This is a genomic window from Teichococcus aerofrigidensis, from assembly GCF_054073225.1.
This window is the reverse complement of sequence record NZ_JBSXMU010000034.1, coordinates 1-21,697: the sequence shown is the minus strand read 5'-3', so window position 1 is coordinate 21,697 and position 21,697 is coordinate 1. Positions and strand designations below refer to the sequence as shown.

At 72.6% G+C, this 21,697-nt stretch carries 22 protein-coding genes; 12 read left to right on the top strand and 10 right to left on the bottom strand.

What is annotated here, in order from left to right; all coding sequences use genetic code 11:
* Positions 1-38: 38 nt before the first annotated feature.
* Positions 39-3,038, bottom strand: coding sequence for an acetoacetate--CoA ligase (locus tag ACVMLK_RS09770; RefSeq protein WP_457486289.1), 3,000 nt, complete (start codon positions 3,036-3,038; stop codon positions 39-41).
* 18 nt (positions 3,039-3,056) lie between these two features.
* Between ACVMLK_RS09770 and ACVMLK_RS09765 the strand changes: the two genes are divergently transcribed.
* Complete coding sequence (locus ACVMLK_RS09765; protein ID WP_457486288.1) at positions 3,057-3,323, top strand: hypothetical protein; 267 nt, start codon at positions 3,057-3,059, stop codon at positions 3,321-3,323.
* A gap of 13 nt (positions 3,324-3,336) precedes the next feature.
* Here the strand turns inward: ACVMLK_RS09765 and ACVMLK_RS09760 are convergent, their stop codons facing one another.
* Both ACVMLK_RS09760 and ACVMLK_RS09755 read right to left on the bottom strand, forming a co-directional pair.
* Positions 3,337-4,056, bottom strand: a complete 720-nt coding sequence (locus tag ACVMLK_RS09760) for a 4'-phosphopantetheinyl transferase family protein (RefSeq protein WP_457486287.1) — start codon at positions 4,054-4,056, stop codon at positions 3,337-3,339.
* A 36-nt stretch (positions 4,057-4,092) separates the two neighbouring features.
* Positions 4,093-5,094: a glycoside hydrolase family 26 protein gene (locus tag ACVMLK_RS09755; protein WP_457486286.1), complete on the bottom strand. Its 1,002-nt coding sequence runs from the start codon at positions 5,092-5,094 to the stop codon at positions 4,093-4,095.
* 185 nt (positions 5,095-5,279) lie between these two features.
* Between ACVMLK_RS09755 and ACVMLK_RS09750 the strand changes: the two genes are divergently transcribed.
* Together ACVMLK_RS09750 and ACVMLK_RS09745 are read left to right on the top strand one after the other, a co-directional pair.
* Positions 5,280-5,822, top strand: a complete 543-nt coding sequence (locus tag ACVMLK_RS09750) for an NUDIX domain-containing protein (RefSeq protein ID WP_198366023.1) — start codon at positions 5,280-5,282, stop codon at positions 5,820-5,822.
* A 131-nt stretch (positions 5,823-5,953) separates the two neighbouring features.
* Positions 5,954-6,580: a YcbK family protein gene (locus ACVMLK_RS09745; RefSeq protein WP_457486285.1), complete on the top strand. Its 627-nt coding sequence runs from the start codon at positions 5,954-5,956 to the stop codon at positions 6,578-6,580.
* A 22-nt stretch (positions 6,581-6,602) separates the two neighbouring features.
* Here the strand turns inward: ACVMLK_RS09745 and ACVMLK_RS09740 are convergent, their stop codons facing one another.
* From ACVMLK_RS09740 to ACVMLK_RS09730, 3 genes are all read right to left on the bottom strand, one after another.
* A complete protein-coding gene (locus tag ACVMLK_RS09740) occupies positions 6,603-7,034 on the bottom strand; it encodes a DoxX family protein (protein ID WP_457486284.1) in 432 nt (143 codons plus the stop codon).
* Between the two features lie 90 nt (positions 7,035-7,124).
* Positions 7,125-7,574: a redox-sensitive transcriptional activator SoxR gene (gene soxR, locus ACVMLK_RS09735; protein ID WP_457486283.1), complete on the bottom strand. Its 450-nt coding sequence runs from the start codon at positions 7,572-7,574 to the stop codon at positions 7,125-7,127.
* A 62-nt stretch (positions 7,575-7,636) separates the two neighbouring features.
* A complete protein-coding gene (locus ACVMLK_RS09730; protein ID WP_198366020.1) occupies positions 7,637-9,445 on the bottom strand; it encodes a monovalent cation:proton antiporter-2 (CPA2) family protein in 1,809 nt (602 codons plus the stop codon).
* Between the two features lie 162 nt (positions 9,446-9,607).
* On the opposite strand from ACVMLK_RS09730, the gene ACVMLK_RS09725 reads away from it, so the two are divergent.
* Positions 9,608-9,781 (top strand): hypothetical protein, encoded by a 174-nt coding sequence (locus tag ACVMLK_RS09725; RefSeq protein ID WP_198366019.1) that lies wholly within the window; start codon positions 9,608-9,610, stop codon positions 9,779-9,781.
* Positions 9,782-9,823: 42 nt separating this feature from the next.
* Here ACVMLK_RS09725 and ACVMLK_RS09720 read toward each other — a convergent pair whose 3' ends face one another.
* Both ACVMLK_RS09720 and ACVMLK_RS09715 read right to left on the bottom strand, forming a co-directional pair.
* Positions 9,824-10,681, bottom strand: coding sequence for an inositol monophosphatase family protein (locus ACVMLK_RS09720; RefSeq protein ID WP_457486282.1), 858 nt, complete (start codon positions 10,679-10,681; stop codon positions 9,824-9,826).
* Complete coding sequence (locus ACVMLK_RS09715; RefSeq protein WP_457486281.1) at positions 10,678-11,607, bottom strand: diacylglycerol/lipid kinase family protein; 930 nt, start codon at positions 11,605-11,607, stop codon at positions 10,678-10,680. Before ACVMLK_RS09715 ends, ACVMLK_RS09720 begins: the two co-directional genes overlap by 4 nt.
* Positions 11,608-11,723: 116 nt before the next feature.
* Between ACVMLK_RS09715 and ACVMLK_RS09710 the strand changes: the two genes are divergently transcribed.
* A complete protein-coding gene (locus ACVMLK_RS09710; protein WP_457486280.1) occupies positions 11,724-12,899 on the top strand; it encodes an NAD(P)/FAD-dependent oxidoreductase in 1,176 nt (391 codons plus the stop codon).
* 201 nt (positions 12,900-13,100) lie between these two features.
* The gene (locus tag ACVMLK_RS09705) at positions 13,101-14,339 is read left to right on the top strand and encodes a polyhydroxyalkanoate depolymerase (protein WP_198366015.1); all 1,239 of its coding nucleotides are present in this window, start codon (positions 13,101-13,103) and stop codon (positions 14,337-14,339) included.
* Positions 14,340-14,395: 56 nt separating this feature from the next.
* Here the strand turns inward: ACVMLK_RS09705 and ACVMLK_RS09700 are convergent, their stop codons facing one another.
* Positions 14,396-14,926 carry a flavin reductase gene (locus ACVMLK_RS09700; RefSeq protein WP_457486279.1) on the bottom strand — a complete coding sequence of 177 codons (531 nt, stop codon included), beginning with the start codon at positions 14,924-14,926 and terminating at the stop codon, positions 14,396-14,398.
* Positions 14,927-15,224: 298 nt separating this feature from the next.
* On the opposite strand from ACVMLK_RS09700, the gene ACVMLK_RS09695 reads away from it, so the two are divergent.
* Positions 15,225-15,923 carry a dienelactone hydrolase family protein gene (locus ACVMLK_RS09695; RefSeq protein ID WP_198366013.1) on the top strand — a complete coding sequence of 233 codons (699 nt, stop codon included), beginning with the start codon at positions 15,225-15,227 and terminating at the stop codon, positions 15,921-15,923.
* 16 nt (positions 15,924-15,939) lie between these two features.
* On the opposite strand, the gene ACVMLK_RS09690 is transcribed toward ACVMLK_RS09695, so the two are convergent.
* On the bottom strand, positions 15,940-16,521 hold the full coding sequence (locus ACVMLK_RS09690; protein WP_457486278.1) for a GNAT family N-acetyltransferase: 582 nt from the start codon (positions 16,519-16,521) through the stop codon (positions 15,940-15,942).
* A gap of 112 nt (positions 16,522-16,633) precedes the next feature.
* Here ACVMLK_RS09690 and ACVMLK_RS09685 point away from each other — a divergent pair, with 112 nt between their 5' ends.
* From ACVMLK_RS09685 to ACVMLK_RS09665, 5 genes are all read left to right on the top strand, one after another.
* Positions 16,634-17,488, top strand: coding sequence for a CoA transferase subunit A (locus tag ACVMLK_RS09685; RefSeq protein WP_198366011.1), 855 nt, complete (start codon positions 16,634-16,636; stop codon positions 17,486-17,488).
* Positions 17,485-18,300 carry a CoA synthetase gene (locus ACVMLK_RS09680; protein WP_422921701.1) on the top strand — a complete coding sequence of 272 codons (816 nt, stop codon included), beginning with the start codon at positions 17,485-17,487 and terminating at the stop codon, positions 18,298-18,300. Before ACVMLK_RS09685 ends, ACVMLK_RS09680 begins: the two co-directional genes overlap by 4 nt.
* The gene (locus tag ACVMLK_RS09675; protein WP_198366010.1) at positions 18,297-19,529 is read left to right on the top strand and encodes a CaiB/BaiF CoA transferase family protein; all 1,233 of its coding nucleotides are present in this window, start codon (positions 18,297-18,299) and stop codon (positions 19,527-19,529) included. The genes ACVMLK_RS09680 and ACVMLK_RS09675 overlap by 4 nt, the downstream gene beginning before the upstream one ends.
* Positions 19,530-19,652: 123 nt before the next feature.
* Positions 19,653-21,314: a DUF4214 domain-containing protein gene (locus tag ACVMLK_RS09670; protein WP_457486277.1), complete on the top strand. Its 1,662-nt coding sequence runs from the start codon at positions 19,653-19,655 to the stop codon at positions 21,312-21,314.
* Between the two features lie 88 nt (positions 21,315-21,402).
* Positions 21,403-21,697, top strand: a 295-nt coding sequence (locus tag ACVMLK_RS09665) for a hypothetical protein (RefSeq protein WP_457486276.1), incomplete at its 3' end; no start/stop codon positions are given.

Genomic DNA, 21,697 nt, shown 5'->3' with positions numbered 1-21,697 from the left:
GAAGGGGGTGCCCGGCTTGGCGCCCCCCTCCCCTCCCCTCAGCCGCGCAGCACCGCGTCCAGGCGGCGCGCCAGGCTCCGCACCTGCGGCTCCTGGATCATGGTGAGATGGTCGCCCTCGGTCGGCAGCAGGGTGAGATTCTCGCCGGCCAGCCGCCGCCAGGTCGGCAGGATGTCATAGGTGCCGCCCTGCATGGCGTGGATCAGGGTGACCTTCCCGGCATAGGGCCGGGGGCGGTAGTTGCGGGTCGCCAGCATGATGCCGCCCCGCACCCGGCGCAGATCCTCGGGCAGATGCGCATCCGCCGTCAGGTCGCCCACAAGGTCGAGATGCCGCGCCGGCCGGCCCAGCCGCACCCGCGCGCGGTCCAGCAGCATCATCCCCTTCTTGCCGAGGAAGTCGAGATTGCCCCGCAGGCCGCGGGTCCGCATGTCGCGCGCCACCCGCAGCGGGCGGGAGACGAGGTGGTGCATCCGCTGAGGCCCCGGCAGGAAGCGGGGATGCACGCTGGTGTCGATGGCGATCAACTGCTCGACCACCTCGCCCTCGCGCCGCAGCCGCTGCGCCATCTCCAGCGCCACCAGCCCGCCGAAGGAGTAGCCGCCGAGCCAGTAGGGCCCCCTCGGCTGCGCCTCCCGCAGGATGCGGAGATAGTCGGCCGCCATGGCATGCACGCAGCTCTGCGCCGCGCCGCCCGGCTCCAGGCCCTGCGCCTGGATGCCGTAGATGCGGCGCCCGGTGCGCAGCGCCCGCTGCAGCGCCCAGAGCTCCATCACCCGGCCGGCCATGCTGTGGATCAGGAAGAGCGGCGGGCCGGCCCCGGCCTCGCCCTCGCGCATGACCACCAGCCGGCCGCCTGGCGGGGCGGGCTCCGGCGCGTCGACCAGCGCGGCGAGCGCGGCCACGGTGGGCGCGCGCAGCAGGGTGGTGAGCGGCAGGCGCACGCCCTTCACCCGCTCGATCTCGGCGAAGAGCCGCGCCGCCAGGAGCGAATGGCCGCCCAGCGCGAAGAAGTCGTCCTCCGCCGCGATCGGGGCGATGCCGAGCAGCTCCTGCCAGAGCTCCCGCAGGAAGTTCAGCGTGCCGGCCGCCGCGGCGCGGGCCGCCAGGGGAGAGGCCAGCGGTGCGTGGCGCAGCGCCGGGTGGTGGCGCAGCGCCTCCAGGCATCCGGGATTGGCCAGGGCGGAGAGGTTGCGCACCGGCAGGCCGTTCACCGCGTCGCGCATCGCCGCCTCGGACGGCTTGCCGGTATGGGTCACCGGCAACTCCGCGACCTGCAGGAAGAGGTCCGGCACATGCGCCGCCGAGGCCTCGCGCGCCAGGGCGCGGCGGATCTCGGCGATGAGCGGGCCGTCCAGCGTCCGCCCCGCCTCCAGCACCAGGGCCAGCACCGCCCGGCCCTCGCTTGCCACCTCGGGGTCCCGCTGCAGCACCACCATGGCGTCGCGGATCTCGGGGAAGCGGCGCAGAACGCGGTAGATCTCGGCCGGGCCGATGCGGATGCCGCGCACCTTCATGATGCCGTCGGACCGGCCATGGATGCGGATGCCGCCCTCCGGCGTCGCCTCCGCCAGGTCGCCATGCGTCCAGACGCCCGGATTCTGCGCGAAATAGGCCTGATGGAAACGGCTGCCGTCCGCATCGCCGTGGAAGCCCAGGGGGCGGGACGGGAAGGGATTGGCGCAGACCAGCTCGCCCACGGCGCCGGGCCGGTCCTGCCCCTCCTCCGAGAGCACGCGGACATCGAGGCCGAGGCTGCGGGCCTGGCTCTGCCCGGCATGCACGGGGCGCTGCGGATGGCCGAGCACGAAACAGCCGATGATGTCGGTGCCGCCCGAGATCGAGTGCAGCGGCAGGTCGCCCACCTTCCGCCGCACCCAGTGATAGCGCGCCTCGTCCAGCACCGAGCCGGTGGAGAGGATGACGCGCAGCGCCGAGAGGTCGTGGTCTCGCGCCGGATGCAGCCGGGCCGTCTCGGACATCTTCAGATAGCCCGGGCTGGTGCCGAAATGCGTCACCCGCTCCTGCTCCACCAGCGACCAGAGCGTGTCGGCCTCGGCGATCGGGCCGCTGTAGGTGACGATCTCGGCGCCCGAGGCCAGGGCGGAGAGCTGCCAGTTCCACATCATCCAGCCGCAGGAGGTCTGGAAGAACAGCTTGTCGCCGGGCCGCAGCTCGCTGTGCAGCCGGTGCTCCTTCACATGCTCGATCAGCGTGCCGCCGGCCCCGTGCACGATGCATTTCGGCTGGCCGGTGGTGCCGGAGGAGAACAGGATGAAGAGCGGCTGGTTGAAGGGATGCTCCTGCCACGCCGCCTCGGCCCGCACGGCGGCGCACAGGGCCGCGGCATCGTGCAGCGGCAGCAGCAGTTCCGGGATCTCGGCCGGCCCGTCCAGCGCCACCACGCCGCGGCAGGCGGGCAGGCCCCGCGCCACCTGGGCCAGGCGCGTCGTCAGGGCGAGGCCGGTATCCTGGGCGGCCGGCCGCAGATGGGCCAGCAGCAGGACAGGGTCGAGCTGCGCGAAGCGGTCGAGGATCGCCTCGCTGCCCATCTCCGGCGCGGCGGTCGAGAGGGTGGCGCCCAGCGCCGCGACGGCCAGCGCCGCCACCACCGCCTCCGCGTCGTTGCGCATCACGGCGCCGACGCGGTCCCCGGGGCGGAGACCGAGCTGCTGCAGCACGGTGGCGAGCCGCGCCACCCGCTGGCGCAGGGCGCCCCGGCTGAGGCGCTCGGCCGGGCGGCCCGGCACCAGGGCGGTGACGGCGGGGGCCGCGTCGTCCCAGCGGGGCGAGAGCAGATTCGCCGCGTAGTTCAGCCGCAGGCCGGGGAAGAAGCGTGCCGTCTCGCAATCGTCGCCGGTGCAGACGGGCTCGGCCTCGCCGCTGCAATCCAGGCCGGACCAGCGCAGGAAGGCACTCCAGAAGCCGCGGTAATCCTGCACGGCGTAGCGTTGCAGCGCCTCCGGCCCCGCCGGCTCCGCTAGCAGCCCCTGGCCGGCGAGCCAGGCGGCGAATTCGGCCATCTGACACCCCAGCATGTCGGCGACGGAGGGGGTGTGCAGAACCGTTTCCGGAGCCGCCTCGCCCAGCTGCTGCGCTTCTCGAATCACCGGCAATCCGTCCATCTCACGCCACCCCGCACTCATTCCGCCGCAAGGATCGTCTTTAATTTTCCCATCCGCAATGAATTGGGGCAATCATCTCAATTAGTTGAATTTTGGCTATTTTTCGACGCATTGCCTGTCGGGCGCCGTAACCTATTGGAAATGAGCGCCCTTGCCGGTGCAAGCGCGATTTGCGCTGCAACGCAAAAAACCTCGTGATGCGGGCATTGCCTCAGATTTCGATCTGTTCCGAGAGAATATGGCCCAGGCAGCGCGCCGGCCGCGCAGAGGCGGCCACCGCGAGGAGGTGGTCCGGCGGCCCCTCGGGCGTGTCGATCCACCATCCCTGCTCCGACAGGGTGCAGAGCCGTGTCGGGTCGCGCGAGAAGCCCTGCCCCTCGGCCTTCAGCCGGGCTTCCTTGCGCGTCCAGAGCCGCAGGAAGGTGGTCCCGCGCGATGCCACGTCCTGCGCGTCCAGGAGGCGCCGCTCCACCGGGGAGAAGACGAGGCTCGCGGCTTCGAGCGGCGGGTCGGGCCGCAGCGGCTCGAGATCCACCCCCACCGCCCGGCCGCGAGCGAAGCCGAGCAGCGCCCAGTCCCCGGCGTGGGAGAGGTTGAACTGCAGCCCCGGCGCCGCATCCCCCGGCGCCTGCCGCAGGGCGGGCTTGCCGGCGGGGCCGCGGATCAGGCTGATTCCCGCCGGCGCGCGACGCAGATAGCCGCCGAGCAGCCGGCGCAGCGCCAGATGCGCGGCCAGATAGGCCTGGCTCAGGGTGGGGCGGCGGAAGGCGGCGGCGCGGGTCCGCTCCTCCGGCGCCAGCAGCGCCATCGCCGCCGCCCCGACCGGCGCGTCCAGCCTGGCGAGCCAGAGATGGATCTCCCCGGGCGGCAGCGGCGGCGGGTCGGCCGCCGCGCGCGACGGCCAGGGCCAGGACAGCTCGCCCACCGTCATGCCCGCCGGCCGGCGCGGCCGGGGGGATGCCGGGGCTCAGCGCCGCGGCGGCGCGGCCTCGGCGCGGCTGGCGGGGCAGAAGGTCTCGCGGAAGGCGCGCGCGGTGGCGGGCCACTTGCCCGAGGAGAGGCGGCCGGCATAGTCGGCGTCGGAATTCCAGTAGTTGTGGTAGAGCACGTTGTGCTGCGCCATCCATTCCTGGAACAGCTTGATGAAGGGCGCCGCGTTGTCGCCCTGCACGCCCCATTCCGAATAGGCGGTGGGCTTGCCGCGCGCGCGGGCGAAGTTCTCGACATAGCGCAGGCCCCAGCGATGATCGCGGATGCGCTCGAAGGCGGCCACCGGATCGCGCGGCAGGTACTCGTGCTTCCAGTAGAAGTCCATGCCGATGATGTCGACATAGTCGTCACCCGGATAGGCCGTCGCGGGGTCCATCCGCTCCCCGTAGTTGAAGTTCCATTCGAAGCGGAACTTGTCGGACACGGATCGGAAGGAATCGACGATGTGGCGGAAGGTGCGGATGAAGTCCTCCTCCTTGCCCTCCGCCGCCCAGGGGAACCAGTTGCCGTTCATCTCCCAGCCCAGGCGGATGCGGATGGTGCCATCCGCGAAGGGCTTGGTCTCGGCCAGGGCGCGCGCCGCGGACACGTAGTAGCGGTTGTAGCGCCCGCTGGCCGCCTCCTTCAGGCTGGAGCCCCTGGGGATCATCGCCACCGACCACAGGGTCGGCCGGTCCAGCGCCTTGAACTGGTTGATGAACCATTGCGGCCAGCCGATGCCCTCCCAGCTCGCCTGGTCGGTGAAGACCAGAAGCTGGTCCATCGGGCAGCCGAACCACTGCTCGAATTCCTCGACGAGCTTCGGGTCGTTCGCCGCATAGGCGCCGATCGGCACCCGCCCCTCCGCGCGCGCCTCGGCGGCCGGGCCGAGGCCGAGGGCCGCCAGCACCGACAGGGCGAGAGCCAGGCGGCGCCGCTTCCCGGCGGCGGGGCTGAGGGCGGTGTGCAGGGCCGTCCGGCCTGTCGCATCGCGGCGCATGGCAAATCCTGTTTCATCGGCCCCATGGGGCGGCCCCAAAGGGCGGTGCGGCGGTTGATCGTCCCAAGGATAGAGACTGATCGCTCAATTTGCGATGGTCCCGCGTTCACGCCCGCGCCAGCCGCGGTTTCGTGAAGCCGGCGCGGCGCCTATCCTGCTGCCCGCAAACAGATCCCGGAGCGGGCATGAGCGAGGAGATCGTCACCCTGAGCAGCCGGGTGGCCTATGAGAACCGCTGGCTGCGGCTGCGGGAGGACCGCACCCGCCTGCGCGACGGTTCGGAGGGTCTCTACGGCGTGGTGGAGCGCCCCGACTTCGTCATCGTCGCTCCCTGGCAGGAGGGCTGCCTGACGCTGGTCGAGCAGTACCGCTACCCGGTGCGCTCGCGGCAATGGGAAATGCCCATGGGCACCTGGGAGACCCGCCCGGAGGTGACGCCGGAGGAGGTCGCCGCCGCCGAGCTGCGCGAGGAAACCGGGCTGGTGGCCGGGCATCTGCTGCGGGTGGGGACGATCTTCCAGGGCGCCGGCTACTGCAACCAGCGGGGCCATGTCTTCCTGGCGACCGGCCTGCGCCAGGGCGAGGCGGCGCGCGAGGCGTCGGAGCAGGACATGATCTGCCGCGCCATCCCGCTGGCCGAGGTCGAGGCGATGATCCGGGACGGGAGGCTGATGGATGCGATGAGCATCGCCGCTCTTGGCATGCTGAGGATCCACGGCCTATTGTAAGGAAATCCACAACCCCGAATTGCGACGTATCGTATCAATATTAAGAATTCGGTTCATTTTGCGTATTTTCTGATCCCAATCGCGTGAAATGGGCTTATCGCGGCGGCCTGGTCTGCCTTAGGGTCCGCGCCATGCGTCGCCGGACCCTCTTTCTCGCCGCCACTCTCGCCTCCGTGCCGGGCCTGGCCCTGGCCGCCACGCGCCGCAGCCGCCCCGCCGGGCCCGAGCCCCGCCGCATCACGCTGCGCCATGCCGCCAACGGGAACCGCTTCAGCGGCATCTACCACAACGGCATTGCCCCGGATGCCGCCGCCATGGCCGACATCTCCGAGGTGCTGGCCGATACCCGCACCGGCGCCATCCGCGCCTTCGACCCGGCGGCGATCGACATCCTCTGGGATCTGGGCGCGCAGCAGCGGATGACGGAGTTCCTCATCCTCTCCGGCTACCGCACGCCGGCCACCAATGCCGCGGTGCATGGCGCGGGCGACAGCCAGCATCTGCGGGCCGCCGCGCTGGACATCCAGGTGGCCCCGGCCCGCCTGCCGGATTTCGTCGAGACGGCGCTGCGCCTGCGGCGCGGTGGGGTCGGCAGCTATCCGCAGCAGGGCTTCGTGCACATCGATTCCGGCCCGGTGCGCAACTGGGGCGGTGACGGCACCCTGCTCGCCGCGGCCCGGGCGCCGGTCCGTGTCGATCCGCGTGTCGAGCGGATGAACCGCATGGCCGAGGCCTGGGCCTCCACCCGCCGGCGCTGAGGCGCCCGGGGCCGCCCACCCCTCAGAACCGGCCGCTCCGCCGGGACAGGATGGCGGCCAGCGCCAGCCCGCCGATCACCGAGACATGTTCGAGCGCCACCGTCAGGTCCCGGAAGGCCTCCTCCCCCTCGCGCGCCCAGAAGGGATGCGCCACCGGGATGGTGAGCAGGGTGAAGACGGCCAGGGCCAGGGCCGCCGGCCAGACCGTCCGGTTCAGGATGATGAGCAGCGAGGCGCCGAGTTGCAGGACCAGCGTCGCCAGGTTCACCGCCCAGCCCGGCGACAGGCCGAAGCCTTCCATCACGGCCGCGCTGGCGCTGAAGTCCAGCAGCTTGGCCAGGCCACTGGTCCAGAAGACGAAGGTCAGCAGGATGCGCGCCAGGAGGCCGAAGGCGCGGGATTCGAGGATGCCGGCGATGGCGGCGGGCGCCGGGGCGCCAGGGGGGCTTCGCAAGATCGGTTCTCCGGTTCTGCGCGCGCGGGGCGCGGCCGGAGCCCGTCCTAGGACCTCAAGCCCGGTTGAGGTCAAGCCCGGTTCGGCGCCTCAGCCGAAGCCGGCCAGCCGGCGCGGACCCGGCCCCTCCCGGCCCAGCCGGTCCTCGGGGTTGCGCAGCGGGCAGTCGCGCAGCGACAGGCAGCCGCAGCCGATGCAGCTGGTCAGCTGGTCCCGCAACTGCACCAGGCTGTCGATCCGCTGCTGCAGCATCCCGCTCCAGTCGGCGGTGAAGCGCCGCCAGTCCTCCATGCTCGGCGCATGGTCCTGCGGCAGCCCGGCCAGCGCCTCGCGGATGGTCGCCAGCGGGATGCCGGCCCGCTGCGCGATGCGGATGATGGCGACGCGGCGCAGCACGGCGCGGTGGTAGCGGCGCTGGTTGCCGGAGGTTCGCCAGCCCTCGATCAGCCCGCGGGCCTCGTAGAAATGCAGGGTCGAGACGGCGACGCCGCTGCGCCGCGCCACCTCCCCCACGCTCAGGCCCTGGGCCTGCGTGCTCATCGGGGCGGGACCTCATCCATGGGTGAGGTTATAGGGCGGGGAGACGCCGCTCGCGAGCCGCCTCACTCCTCCCGCATCGCCACCTCGGCCTCGGGGTTGAGCGCCCGTCCCTTCCGGCGCGGCGCGGTCAGCGGCCCCGGCACCGGGCGGTTGCCGTGCATCAGGTCGCGTCCCGCCTGCAGCCCGCCGCAGAGCTGCAGGTCGAGCCGCGCGGCGTCGCGGCGGCGGATGTCGCGCATGAGGTCGGCCGCCTCCTCCTCCGGCACGCCGAGGCCGGCCAGGGCGGCGGCGCCCATGGCCATGGCGGATTCGAAGGTCTCGCGGATCTCGTAGTCCACGCCCTGGCGGATCAGGTCGAGGGAATGGCCGCGGTCATAGGAGCGGACGAAGAGCTTCGCCTGGGGGAACTCCTCCCGCGCCAGGGTGACGATGTGGTCCGCCGCCTGCCGGTTGTCGACGCAGACCAGGATGGCGCGCGCCCGCCCCGCCCCGGAGGTGCGCAGGACATCGAGCCGGGTGCCGTCCCCGTAATAGACCTTGAAGCCGAAGCTTGCGGCGGTGCGGATCATCTCGGTGCTGGATTCGATGATCGAGAGGTCGATGCCGCGCGCCAGCAGCCCCTGGCTCGCCACCTGCGCGAAGCGGCCGAAGCCGATCATCAGCACCTCGCCCTCCAGTGCATCCGCCTTGTCGATTCCCTCCAGGGAGGGTTCGGCGCGGCGCGGCAGCCGGGCGGCGAGCAGCACGGCGGGCGGGGTCAGGGCCATGGACAGGATGATCACGGCGGTGAGCAGCGCGCCGGTGCGCGCGTCGATCACGCTGCCGGCCTGCGCCGCGGCGTAGAGCACGAAGGCGAACTCGCCGCCCTGGGCCAGCACGGCGGCGCGGCGCAGCGCCTCCCGCCCGCCCGCGCCGAAGGCCCGGCCCACCAGATAGACGCCCGCCGCCTTGGCCAGCATCAGCACCAGCACGCCCACCACGATCAGCGGCCAGTCGCGCACCAGCACGCCGAGGTCGAGCGACATGCCGACGCCCATGAAGAACAGGCCGAGCAGGAGGCCCCGGAACGGCTCGATATCGGTCTCGAGCTGGTGACGGAACACCGATTCCGAGAGCAGCACCCCGGCCAGGAAGGCGCCCATGGCCATGGAGAGCCCGCCCAGCTCCATGGCCAGCGCGGCGCCCAGCACCACCAGCAGGGCGGCGCCGGTCATCACCTCCCGCGCCCCGGCGGCGGCGAGCAGCGCGAACATCGGGTTCAGCAGCCAGCGCCCGGCCGCCAGCAGCGCCGCCAGGCTGCCCAGGGCGATGGCGACATGGAGCCAGCGGTCGCCCTCGGCCTGGGCCGGCCCGAGCAGCGCCACCAGCGCCAGGAGCGGCACGATGGCGAGATCCTCCAGCAGCAGGATCGAGACGATGCGCTGCCCCGCCGGGGTGGCGGTCTCGCCCTGCTCGTCCAGCACCTGCATGGCGATGGCGGTGGAGGAGAGCACGAAGCCCATGGCCGCCACGAAGGCCACGGCGGGGCTGAAGCCGGCCAGCCAGATGATGCCGGTCAGCAGCGCGCCGCACACCGCCACCTGCGCGACGCCCAGGCCGAAGATCTGCCGCCGCAGGCCCCACAGGCGGGAGGGCTGCATCTCCAGCCCGATGACGAAGAGGAACATGACGACGCCAAGCTCGGCGACATGCAGGATCGCCTGCGGGTCGGTCACCACCCGCAGGCCGAAGGGACCGATGGCCAGCCCCGCCGCCAGGTAGCCCAGGACCGAGCCGAGGCCCATCCGGCGGAACAGCGGCACCGCCACCACCGCGGCCGCCAGGATGCCGACGACCGGCCCCAGCTCGCTTGCATATCCCTCGGCGGCCATGCGGCGATCCCCCCTGGCCGCCGCCACCGGCGGCCTCTCCGCCGATCATGCCAGATCGCCACTCCTCCGCCACGCCTCCCAGCCGCGACCGGGAGAGCGGGCAACCGAAAAGGCGGCGGGCGGTTAAACCGGAAGTCACTAAATCATGCTTGGATGCAAGCCATGTTCGCCGCCCTGTACAGCCAGCCTGATCCCCGCCCCGAGCCGCCCGCCATGCCGCAGCGCGCCGTGGACCAGTGGCTGCGCGAGACCTTCCACCGTGCCTACGACCTGCCCGAGGACGCGCCGATCCCGGAGGAGCTGCTGCGGCTGGTCCGCGCCGCCTCGCAGGGCTGAGGCCGGCGCCGCCCAGCCGCGCCGTCCCGGCCCCGCCCTGCCTCAGGCGAGCGGGGCGCCTCCGCCCTCCGAGCGGTCCGCCTCCCCGGACAGGCGGCACAGTTCGGCCACCGCCTCCGGCCGCCCCAGCACGACCGGCCGCCGCCACGTCGCGGGGTCGCCCTCCCCGAAGCCCTCGAAGACCTCCCATCCGTCCGGCCCCAGCGTGCGGATCTCGCCGCCGGCGGCGCAGACCAGCGCGAAGCCGCCGGCGATGTCCCAGACATTGGGGTGCTCGAAACGCGCCACCTCCAACAGGCCGGCGGCGACGAAGGCACATTCGATGGCAGCCGAGCCAGTGCGCCGCGGCTCCCATAGCGCCGGCGCGCGCGAGGCGGAGGCATCGGCGAAGCCGCCGAGGCGCCGTCGCACCGCCGGGTTGAAGGCCGCCGCCACCGCGGTGCCGTCGAAATAGAGGCTGCCGCCCCGCACCGCGTGATACACCCCCGCGCGCAAGGCATGGCTGGAGGCGCACCAGACCGCCCCCGCCACCGGCACGCCCCGGTGCAGCACGCCGACCGAGCCCGCGAACATCGGGAAGCCGTTGATGAAATTGGCCGTGCCGTCCACCGGGTCCAGCGCCCACAGGGTCGGGCTGCCCCGCGCCGGCCGTTCCGTCATCTCCTCGCCCAGCACGTCGTGGTCGGGAAAGGCCTCGGCCAGATGGGCGCGGATCAGCCGCTCCACCGCCTGATCGACCTCGGAGACCGGATCGCGCAGGGTCGCCTCCCCTTGCCGGCCGGGCTTGTAGGCCACGGCCAGGGCATGACCCAGCGCCGCCGACATCTCGCGCCCGGCGAGCCCGGCCATCTCCACCGCCATCCGGCCAATGGCCGACAGCGCCTCCGCGTCCAGCGTCATGCGCGCCTCTCCCCATCCGGTCCCTTGGCCTGTCCCGTGTCCGGTTCCATGTCCGGCGTGTTCCGCTCCGCCGCGGGCGGCACCAGCACGCGCAGCCGCTCCTCCTCGATGCCGAGGACGACCCGCATCGGTGCCTCGCGCGAGACGCATTCGTCATCCAGCCGACAGGGGCCGCCGGGCCAGTCGATGACGATCCGGCCGGCCCGCCGCACATCGGTCGGCGCCTTTCCCTCGTCGGGGCGCTCCAGCCAGCGCAGCATGGCCTCGCGGCGTTCCGGCGCCAGGGTGACGAGATCGAGCAGCCCGTCCTCCGGATCGGCCTCCGGCGCTATCGGCAGGTTGGGGCCGAAGAGCGGGATGTTCATCACCTCGACCAGCAGCGTCTCGACCTCGCGCGGCTGGCCATCGGCCTCCAGGCGGAGGGTCACCGGCTCGGCGCGGCGCAGGATGGCCCGGAAGGCGGCGCGGCCGGCCTCGACGCCCTCCAGCCCCTGCCGGTCGGCCTCCTGCACCGCCTCCGCGAAGGCACCGAAGCCGGCGGCCTCGACGAAGCGGCGGCAGCCCCAGGGCCCCTCGGCGAAGGCCACGGCAAGCCGCCGCTCATCGGCCTGCCGCCACTGGTCGGCGAAGGCCTCCGGCGAGGGCCAGCGGCCCATGGCGCGCGCCAGGTTGTTGGCGGTGCCGAGCGGCAGGATGGCGAGCGGCCGGTCGCGGCGCGGCAGGCGGGCGGCGATCTTGCCCACCGTGCCGTCACCGCCGGCCACGATGACCATCCCGCTCTCCTCCTGCAGCCCGTCCTCCAGGGCGTTGCCGCGCGTCGAATGCGGCTGGCTCGGAAGGCCGGCCCGGCGCAGGAGCTGCACCAGGGATTCCGTGGAATGGTCTTCGTCCCCGGCGGAGGGGTTGTGGAACAGCGTGGCTTTCATGCCGCGTTAACTCCGCGCCATCTTTCCCGTTCCATCCGGTTCCGGACGGGGCGTGAAAAACGCCAGGGCCGAGGCCGCGATTGCCGGGAGGGCGCGGCGCCTCTAAGGCGGGGGCGATGCGGGATTTCGATGCGATCATCCTCGGCGCCGGCGCGGCCGGGCTGATGTGCGCGCTGCGCGCCGGGCAGCGCGGGCGGCGCGTGCTGCTGCTCGACCACGCGGCCCAGGCCGGCTCCAAGATCCTGATCTCGGGCGGCGGGCGGTGCAACTTCACCAACCTGCACACGGCGCCGGACCGCTTCTTCTCGGCCAATCCGCATTTCTGCAAATCCGCCCTGGCGCGCTACCGGCCGGCGGATTTCCTGGCGCTGGTCGGCCGGCACCGCATCGCCTGGCATGAGAAGACGCTGGGGCAGCTCTTCTGCGACGGCTCGGCGCGGCAGATCGTCGCCATGCTGCTGGCGGAATGCGAGGCGGCGGGCGTGACGCTCCGTCTCGGCCACCGCGTCACCGACATCGGGCGGGATACCGCTTATTACCTGGACACCGACCATGGCCGCTTCACCGCCCCGGCCCTGGTCCTGGCCACGGGCGGCCTCTCCATCCCGAAGATGGGCGCGACCGGCCTGGCGCACGACACCGCCCGGCGCTTCGGCCTGCCGCTGACCGGCATCCGCCCCGGCCTGGTGCCGCTGACCTTCGAGAGTGAGGCGCTGGCGCTGATGCGGCCGCTCTCCGGCCTCTCCCTGCCGGCGGTGGCCCGGGCGGGGCGGCACGCCTTCCCCGAGGCGGTGCTCTTCACCCATCGCGGCCTCTCCGGGCCCGCCATCCTGCAGGCCTCCTCCGCCTGGCGGGAGGGGCAGGCGCTGACCCTGGACCTGCTGCCGGGCGAGGATGCCACCGCCCGGCTGCTGGCCGGCAAGCAGGCCCGCCCCCGCGCCGAGCCGCGCAGCCTGCTCGCCGAGATGCTGCCGCAGCGCCTGGCCCAGGCCCTGGCCACCGCCTGGCTGCCCGCGGGCATCCTGGCGGCGCAGACCGATCGCGACCTGAAGCGGACCGGCGCCCGGCTCAACGCCTGGAGCCTCCTGCCCTCCGGCACCGAGGGCTACGCCAAGGCCGAGGTGACGCTGGGGGGCGTGGACACGGCGGCCCTGTCCTCGCGCGACATGCAGGCGCGCGCGGTGCCGGGCCTCTTCGTCATCGGCGAGGCGGTGGACGTGACCGGCTGGCTCGGGGGCTACAATTTCCAGTGGGCCTGGGCCAGCGGCCACGTCGCCGGCGAGGCCCTCTGAGAGGCCGTCCCGGAGGCCAAGCGGACCAGACCCGCCCCTGACGCATGGGCTCCATGCAACCAACCAGCCCGCCCCAGGCTTGACAGATTGTTGACGGATGGCTTCGCACTATGGCGTGCTCGCGTCGCGGCCCCCTGGCCCGGCGGGGTGGCGAGCGAGGCGGCCCGACTGAGGGGCCGGAACCGGGAGAGACGCGGGCAGATGATGTATTCCCTGTATCAGGCGCAGCAGGATCTCCTGACCCCGATGCGCCTTTTCGCCAAGGGCACCGGGGCGGTGCTGCGCCAGTTCGACAGCGGCCGGCCCGAGACCTTCATGCTGCGCCAGTTCACCGCCGCGCTGGAGCTGGTCGGCAGCAGCGGCATCACCCATACCCGCCCCCCCTTCGGCTTCACCACGGTCATGCTCGGCAACGAGGAGGTGGCGGTGGAGGAGGAGGCGGTGCTCTCCACGCCCTTCGGCACCCTGCTGCACTTCCGCAAGGACTGCGCCGTCAGCCAGCCCAAGGTCCTGGTGGTGGCGCCGATCTCGGGCCACTTCGCCACCCTGCTGCGCGGCACGGTGCAGGTGCTCCTGCCGGACAACGATGTCTACATCACCGACTGGACCAATGCGCGCGACGTGCCGCTCTCGGCCGGCCGCTTCGGGCTCGACGAGTTCATCGACCACGTCATCCGCTTCCAGGAGGAGATCGGCCCGGGCGGGCATGTGCTGGCGGTCTGCCAGCCGGCCGTGCCGGTGCTCGCCGCCGCCGCCGTCATGGCCGAGGCCGGGAACCCCGCGACGCCGGACAGCATGGTGCTGATGGCCGGCCCGATCGACACCCGCGTCAGGCCCACCCAGGTGAACCGCCTGGCCCAGGAGCACGAGATCGCCTGGTTCGAGCGCAACCTGATCGAGACCGTTCCCTGGCGCTTCCAGGGCAGCGGCCGCAAGGTCTATCCGGGCGTGTTGCAGATCAGCGCCTTCATCTCCATGAACCTGAACCGGCACGTGACGGCGCATCAGGAACAGTACCGCAACCTGGTCGGCGGCGACTCCGAGCTGGCCGACGCGCACCGGCGCTTCTACGACGAATACCTCGCCGTCATGGACATGCCGGCCGAGTTCTACCTGCAGACGGTGAAGTCGGTCTTCCAGGACCATGACCTGCCGCTCGGGCACATGACCCATCACGGACGCCCGGTGCGGCCGGAGGCGATCACCCGCACCCGGCTGCTGACGGTGGAGGGCGAGCGGGACGACATCTGCGCGGTCGGCCAGACCTCGGCGGCGCTCGCGCTCTGCGCCAACCTGCCGGCGGCGCTCAAGCACAACCACGTGCAGCAGGGCGCCGGGCACTACGGCGTGTTCAGCGGGCGCCGCTGGGCCAATGAGGTCTATCCGATGGTCCGCCGCGCCATCCTGGGCGAGCCCTTCCCGTCGCGCCTCGCCTCCTGAGCCGGGAGCGGCGGCTCTCTCCCGCGCTCTGGCGGAACGCGGGCATCCTCACCCGATCAGGTGCTTTCGCCTGATCGGGACCCGCTCGAGCCGTGCTCCCGCCCGATCGGGTGGTATTCGCGGCCCCACCAGATCAGCCCCGGCCCGTGTTCGCCCAGGCGGATGCCGCGGATCTGCGCGAAGAAGACACTGTGGGTGCCCTTCTCCAGCACCTCCTCGATGGCGCAGTCGAGCGACACGGCCGAGCCGTCCAGCACCGGCGCGCCGGTCTCCAGCCGGCTCCAGCGGCCGGCGCGGAAGCGCTGTTCCGCCGTGGCCGCGCCGGTCAGCCCGGCGAAGACGTTGGAGATCTCCTTCTGCTCGGCCGTGAGGACGTTCACGCAGAGCACGCCATTGGCCTTGATGGCGCCGATCTGGGTGCTGTTGCGGTTGATGCAGACCAGCAGCGTGGCGGGATCGTCGGTGACGCTGCAGACGGCGCTGGCGGTCAGGCCCGCCCGCCCGGCCGGTCCGTCGGTGCTGATGATGCTGACCGCCGCGCCCAGACGCGCCATGGCTTCGCGGAATTCGGGGCGGCTCACACTCATCGGTCGGAAATCCCTGCGCTGGAAGCGGCACCCCTTCGCATCGGCCCGCCGCCGCCCCGGCGCCTCGTCCCGGCGGGTCCCGCTTCCCGAGCGGACGATGCCGTCCGGTCAGGATCTGCTCAGGGCCCGGAGATGGGGTGCCGGGCGGCGCCTTGCCAAGGGCCGCGGCGCCGGCCGGCTGGCCCGGTGCCGGGCGGAAGCATGACGCGCCGGTGAAAGCCTGACCACCCCCTCCTTCCGCCACGGCGCCATCCGGCTATCCTGCCCCCCTCGCCAAAGCAGCAGGGAGCGCGCAGCAATGCCCGAAATCACGATCCAGGCCTCTGATGGCAGCGGCAGCTTCGCCGCCTACCTCGCCATGCCGAAGCAGGTCCCGGCCGGCGCGGTGGTGATGATCCAGGAGATCTTCGGCGTGAACCACGCCATGCGGTCGCTCTCGGACTGGGTCGCCGACATGGGCTTCATCGCCATCTGCCCCGACCTGTTCTGGCGCCTGGAGCCGGGCGTGCAGCTGACCGACGGCAGCAAGGAGGAGTGGGACCGCGCCTTCGAGCTGATGAACGCCTTCGACCAGCAGAAGGGCGTCGAGGACCTGAAGGCGACGCTCGCCGCCGTGCGCGTCATGCCCGGCTGCAACGGCCGCGCCGGGACCATGGGCTTCTGCCTCGGCGGCCGCCTGGCCTTCATGATGGCGACCCAGTCGGACGCCGACTGCAACATCTCCTACTACGGCGTCGGCATCGACGGCCTGCTGCAGGACAAGGACGGCATCGGCAAGCCGCTGCTCCTGCACATCGCCGAGAAGGACCGCTTCGTGCCCGAGGAGGCGCGGAAGAAGATCCAGGCCGGGCTGGCCGGCAACAGCCATGCGGCGGTGCATGTCTATCCGGGGGTCGATCACGCCTTCGCCCGCATGGGCGGCCATTCCTGGGACGGCCGCGCGGCGACCATCGCCAACGGCCGCACGGCGGAGCTGCTGGCGAAGGCGCTGGGCTGAGCGGCGGCGCGGGGTCCTATCCCCCGAGCCGCGCCTCGATCCAGTCCGGCCGGCGCAGCCGGTAGAGCAGGTGGCGCCGCATCGGATGCCCCTGCGGCAGGCGGGGATGGTCGAAGGCGCCGTCCCGCCGCATGCCCAGCCGCTCCATCAGGCCCCAGGAGCGGGTGTTGCCCGGCAGGGTGAAGGCGACGATCTCGTCGAGGCCGAGCGGCCCGAAGCCATGGGCGAGCGCGATCCGCGCCGCCTCCTCGGCATAGCCCTGGCCCTGGAAGGGTATCGCCAGGCGCCACCCGATCTCGACCGGCGGCACGGCGGCGTTGCTCCAGGGGATTTCGGGCCAGGGGATGCGCGCCAGGCCGCAAAGCCCGATCAGGCCCGGCTCCGCATGCCGCTCCAGCGCCCAGAAGCCGTAGCCGCGCTCCGCGAAATGCGCGCCGATACGGTCCATGAAGGCATCGGATTCGCCCCGGTCCAGCGGCGCGGGAAAGTGGCGCATCACTTCGGGATCGGCGTTCATCGCGGCAAAGGCCGGCCGGTCCGCCGGGTGCCAGGGGCGGAGGCGAAGACGGGGGCCGCTCAGCGTCACGGGGTCTGCCATGCGCCGGAGGCTAGCCGGAAGCGCGGCCCGGAGGCCAGCATCCCCCCTCCCCCTCGGCGCCGATGGGACTATGCTGCGCCGCCGGGCAAGAACGTTCTGGAAGGGAGTGAGCATGACCCAAGCGGCCGAGACGGCCCCCGCCTTCGAGACCCCTTCCGTGGAGGCGCTGGCGGCCCGCATCCCGGACGGGGCGATGGTGGCCCTGCCGCCGGACAACTCGCTGCCCTCCGTGGCGCTGGCCAAGGCGCTGATCCGGCGCGGCGCGCGCGGCCTCCGGCTGCTCGGCGTGCCGGTCTCGGGCTTCGCGACCGATCTGCTGATCGGCGCCGGTTGCGTGGCCGAGTTGCAGACCAGCGCCGTCAGCCTGGGCGAGGCCGGCTTCGCCCCGCGCTTCGGCGCGGCGGTGCGGGAAGGCCGCCTGGTGCTCCGCGACGCCACCTGCCCGGCCATCCACACCATGCTGCAGGCGGCGGAGAAGGGCGTGCCCTTCATGCCGCTGCGGGGCATCCTGGGCAGCGACATCCTGGCGCACCGGCCGGACTGGCGGGTGATCGACAATCCCTTCGCGCAGGGCGGCGACCCGATCGTGCTGCTGCCGGCGCTCTCGCCCGACTTCGCCCTCTTCCACGCCGTGCTGGGCGACCGGCACGGCAATGTCTGGCTCGGCCGGCGCCGCGAATGCGCCACCATCGCCCATGCCGCCAGGCGCACGCTGGTGACGGTGGAGCGGCTGCACCCCGGCAACCTGCTGGAGGATGAGCGGCTGGCGCCGGGCACCATCAGCGGCACCTATGTCGAGGCCTTCGCCGTGGCGGAGCGCGGCGCCCATCCGGTGGCCCTGCTCGACGAATACGGCTTCGACGCCGCCCATGTCGCCGCCTACGCCCGCGCCGCCCGCACCGAGGAGGGCTTCCGCGCCTGGCTCGCCGAGCATGTGCTGGACGCCCGGCTGGAGGCCGCGGAATGAGCGGCGCCCTCCCCCCCGGGGAGCGGCTGGCCGCCGCGATCGCCCCCGAGGAGCGGCTGGCCGCCGCGATTGCCCCCGAGGAGCGGCTGGCCGCCGCTCTGGCCCGCCTGATCCGCGACCCTTCCGCGCCGCCGGCGCGTCACATCGCGGTGGGCGCCGCCTCGCCGATCCCCGCCGCGGCCTGCTGGCTGGTCCGCAAGGGTGGGCAGGAGGTGCGCCTGTCGCTGCTGCACAAGCGCAGCGGCAATCCCTTCACCGAGGGCACGCGCGAGCTGTTCGACCTCACCGGCCAGGGTCGGATCGACCTGTTCTTCCTGGGCGGCGGGCAGATCGACGGCCAGGCCAACATCAACCTGGTCGGCACCGGCGAATGGCCGGGGCGCGAGGTGCGCTTCCCCGGCAGCTTCGGCAGCGCCTTCATGTACTTCATGACCCCGCGCACCATCCTGTTCCGGGAGGAGCACTCGCCCCGCGTGCTGGTGGAGAGGGTGGACAATGTCTCCGCCCCCGGCGTCTCGCCGCCGGGCGTCTTCCGCCGCGGCACCGCCCAGGCGCTGGTGACCGGCCGCGCGGTGTTCCGCTTCGACCCCGCCCGCGCCCGCTTCGCGCTGGAGAGCGCGCATCCCGGCGAGGATGCCGCCAGCATCCGCGCCGCCACCGGCTTCGACTATGACGAGCCGGCCAGCCTGCCCGTCACGCCCGACCCGACGCCGCGGGAGCTTGCCCTGCTGCGCGGCCCGGTCTGTGACGAGATGCTGGAGACCTATCCCGAATTCTGCGCCCGTGTGTTCGACAGGAGAGCCGCCGCATGACCGATGCCCTGCCCACGACCGAAGGAAAGGGCCTCGCCGCCTCGGCGGGCGCCCTCGCCGGAATCAAGGTGGTGGACCTGACCCGCGTGCTCGGCGGACCCTACTGCACCATGATCCTCTCCGACCACGGCGCCGAGGTGATCAAGGTGGAGCCGCCGCAGGGCGACGAGGTGCGCGAATGGGGCCCGCCCTTCCAGGGCGACGCCGCCAGCTACTTCATCGGCGTCAACCGCAACAAGCAGTCCATCGCCCTCGACCTCGCCAGGCCGGCGGGGCGCGAGGTGCTGCTGAAGCTGCTCGAGGATGCCGACGTCCTGGTGGAGAACTTCAAGCCGGGCTCGATGGAGAAGTGGGGCCTCGGCTACCAGGAGGTGCTGAGCGCGCGCTTCCCGAAGCTGGTGCATTGCCGCGTCTCCGGCTTCGGCGCCACCGGCCCGCGCGGCGGGCTGCCGGGCTATGACGCCATCATCCAGGCCATGTGCGGGCTGATGTCGATCAACGGCACGCCGGAGACCGGCCCGGTGCGGATGGGCACGCCGATCGTCGACCTGGCCACCGGCCTCTACTCCGCCATCGGCATCCTGATGGCGCTGCAGGAGCGCAACCGCTCCGGCCAGGGCCAGTACGTGGACATGACGCTCTACGACTGCGGCACCGCCCTGCTGCATCCGCAGGCGGCAAACTACCTGCTGAACGGCCGCCGCCCGGTCGCCACCGGCAATCCGCATCCGAACATCGCGCCCTATTCGAAGTTCCGCACCCGCACCTGCGAGATCTTCGTCGCCGCCGGCAATGACCCGGCCTTCCGCAAGTTCTGCGCCTTCCTGGGCCTGGAGGGGCTGGCGGAGGACCCGCGCTTCCGCACCAATGGCGACCGCGTCACCAACCGCGCGGCGCTGACCGAGGCGCTGGAGGCGCGGCTCTCGCAGGAGGACGGGCACGCGCTCTGCGACCGCATGCTGGCCGCGGGCCTGCCCGCCGGCCCGGTGCTGAACGTGGACGAGGCGCTGGCCGAGCCGCACACCGCGCATCGCGGCATGGTCACGGAGCTGGGCGAGTTCCGCGCCCTCGGCACGCCGATCAAGCTCTCCCGCACGCCGGGCGGCACCCGCGCGCCCTCGCCCGCCTTCAACCAGCATGGCGAGGCGGTGCTGAAGCGGCACGGCTATACCGACGAGCAGATCGCGGCGCTGAAGGACGAGGGCGTGCTGGTCGAGAAGCGGCGCTGACCGCGAGGCCGCGCCCCCAAGCTGTGCTTCCCGGGGCCGCACCCCCCGGGAGAGCCCCGGCGCGGTCAGGCTTTCTTCACCGCCTCCCTCCACCCTCACCGGGATCGGAGGGAGGGGGTGGCGGTGCAGTTGCTGGTCTCGGGCGAGGTGCCCGGCGAGATCCTGGAGAACGGCCGGGAGGGCGACTGGCTCGCCGTCCTGACGCCCGCCGTGACGGAGGGCCTGCTGGAGGCCCGGCTGACCGGCCTCGGCGCGCAGTATTTCGAGGCCAGCTACGACGCCCTGCTGGGCCAGGTCGTCATCACGCCGGCGATGATCTTCGACCGCGAGGCCTATGCCTCGGGCACCGACCCCGTCTTCACCTTCGGCCTGGAGCTGTTCTACGCCGAGGGCTGGCGCGCGGCCGACCGGAGCTGGTCCGTCACGCTGCGCGGCTATGACGACGCGCCGCCCAGCCGGGTCTATTTCCAGACCGGCGGCACCGTGCTGGAGAACGACATCGGCGGCATGATCGGCCAGTTGCGCGGCGCCGACCCGGACACCTCGGACGGGCTGCTGACCTTCAGCGTCGCCGGCCTCGACATCGCCGATTTCGAGATCGTGGATGGAAAGTTCCTGAAGCTGCTCCCCTGGCGCGACCTGCTCGGCAAGGGCGGCACCACCATCCAGGTGATGATCGAGGTCTCGGACGGCCGCAACGAGGCGAGCTTCCTGCTCGACGTGAAGGTGGAGAACAGCTCGACGGAGGAGGATACGCCGGCGCCGCCGGCCTTGCCGGAATCGCCTCCTCCACCGGAATCGCCGCCACCGCCACCGGAATCGCCGCCCCCACCGGAATCGCCGCCGCCGCCGGAACTCCCCCCCTCACCGCCCGAATCGCCACCCGAATCCCCGCCCCCGCCCGCCGCCACGCCGCTGGACGACCCCTTGCCGCCGCTCATGCCGGCCGCGAGCCTGCTGCGCATCCAGGTCGAGGCCTCCGCCACCCTGCTCTCCAGCCTGCGGCTGACCTGGCAGGCCGAGCGCATCGACACCGACCCCTGGGGAGGGCTGCATTCCAGCCTGTCCGCCGGCGAGATCCTGTGGCTCGGCGCCACGGACCGGCTGCAGCTCACCCAGGCCGGGGGTGGCCTGCCGGACTACCTGCCGACGGCGCAGGAGGGGCTGATGGTGCGCATCCAGGCGATGGAGGATGGCACCGCCCTGGCCGAGGTCGCCGCCATCCTGCTGGCCAGCGACGCCTTCCTCCCGCAGTTCGGCGCCAGCCTGGGCGCGACCCTGGCGCAAGGGCTGCGGCAGCTCGCCATGGGCCATCCCGCCGGCCCCGCCGAGCTGGTCCTGGCGCTGGACGGGCCGCTCGGCGTCTCGGGCGGCATGCCGCTGCCCGCCCTGGACGGAAGCGGCCCGGCCTTCGCCCCCGACCCCGCCGCCGACCCGCTGGGCCATCTCGTCGCCCTGGCGCATGCCACCCTGCTCGGCCGCGCGCCCAGCCCGGCCGAGCAGACGCACTGGGCGGGGCTGGTGGGCGGCGGCCAGCTGGACGCGGAAGGGCTGATGCGGGCCCTGCTGGAAGGGCCGGAGTTCCAGGCCCTGCCGGAGGCCGGATCCGACCATGGTTTCGTCGCCATGATCTGGGAGAACCTGACCGGCGAGGCGCCCGACGCCCTGCTGGTCCAGCACTGGACCGATCTCCTGGCGGCGCATGTGCTGGACCGGGCGGAGATGGCGCTGGCCCTCGGCCTGGGCCTCACGCCGGAGCAGGCCGGCCACGGCGGAATGGCCTGAGGGCGGCGCATGGGGCGGCGGCCCGGAATAACTTGCGAACCATTCTCAATTTCGGCAGCCTGAACCGGATACCGGCGGAGCTGCCCCCATGGCGACACATGGCCTACCCACCTGGCCCTGGACCGATCAGGAAGCCGAGACGCTGCCTCTGGCCGAGGCCGTCCTGCTGGAAGCCGTGCGGCGCTGGGCGGAGGCAGCGCGGCGTGGCCGCCCGGGCCTGCCGGAGCTGCGCCTGCCGCTGATCGCCGAGGGTGCCGGCGCCGCGGCCGGGCCGCTCGACGCCGCCCTGCGCCTCATGCCCGCGGGCCTCGTCATCGGCGGAGTGTTGGAGTCGCGATTGCGGGGCGACGAGCCGGCCCTGCTGCTCGCCTTCGCCCTGGCCC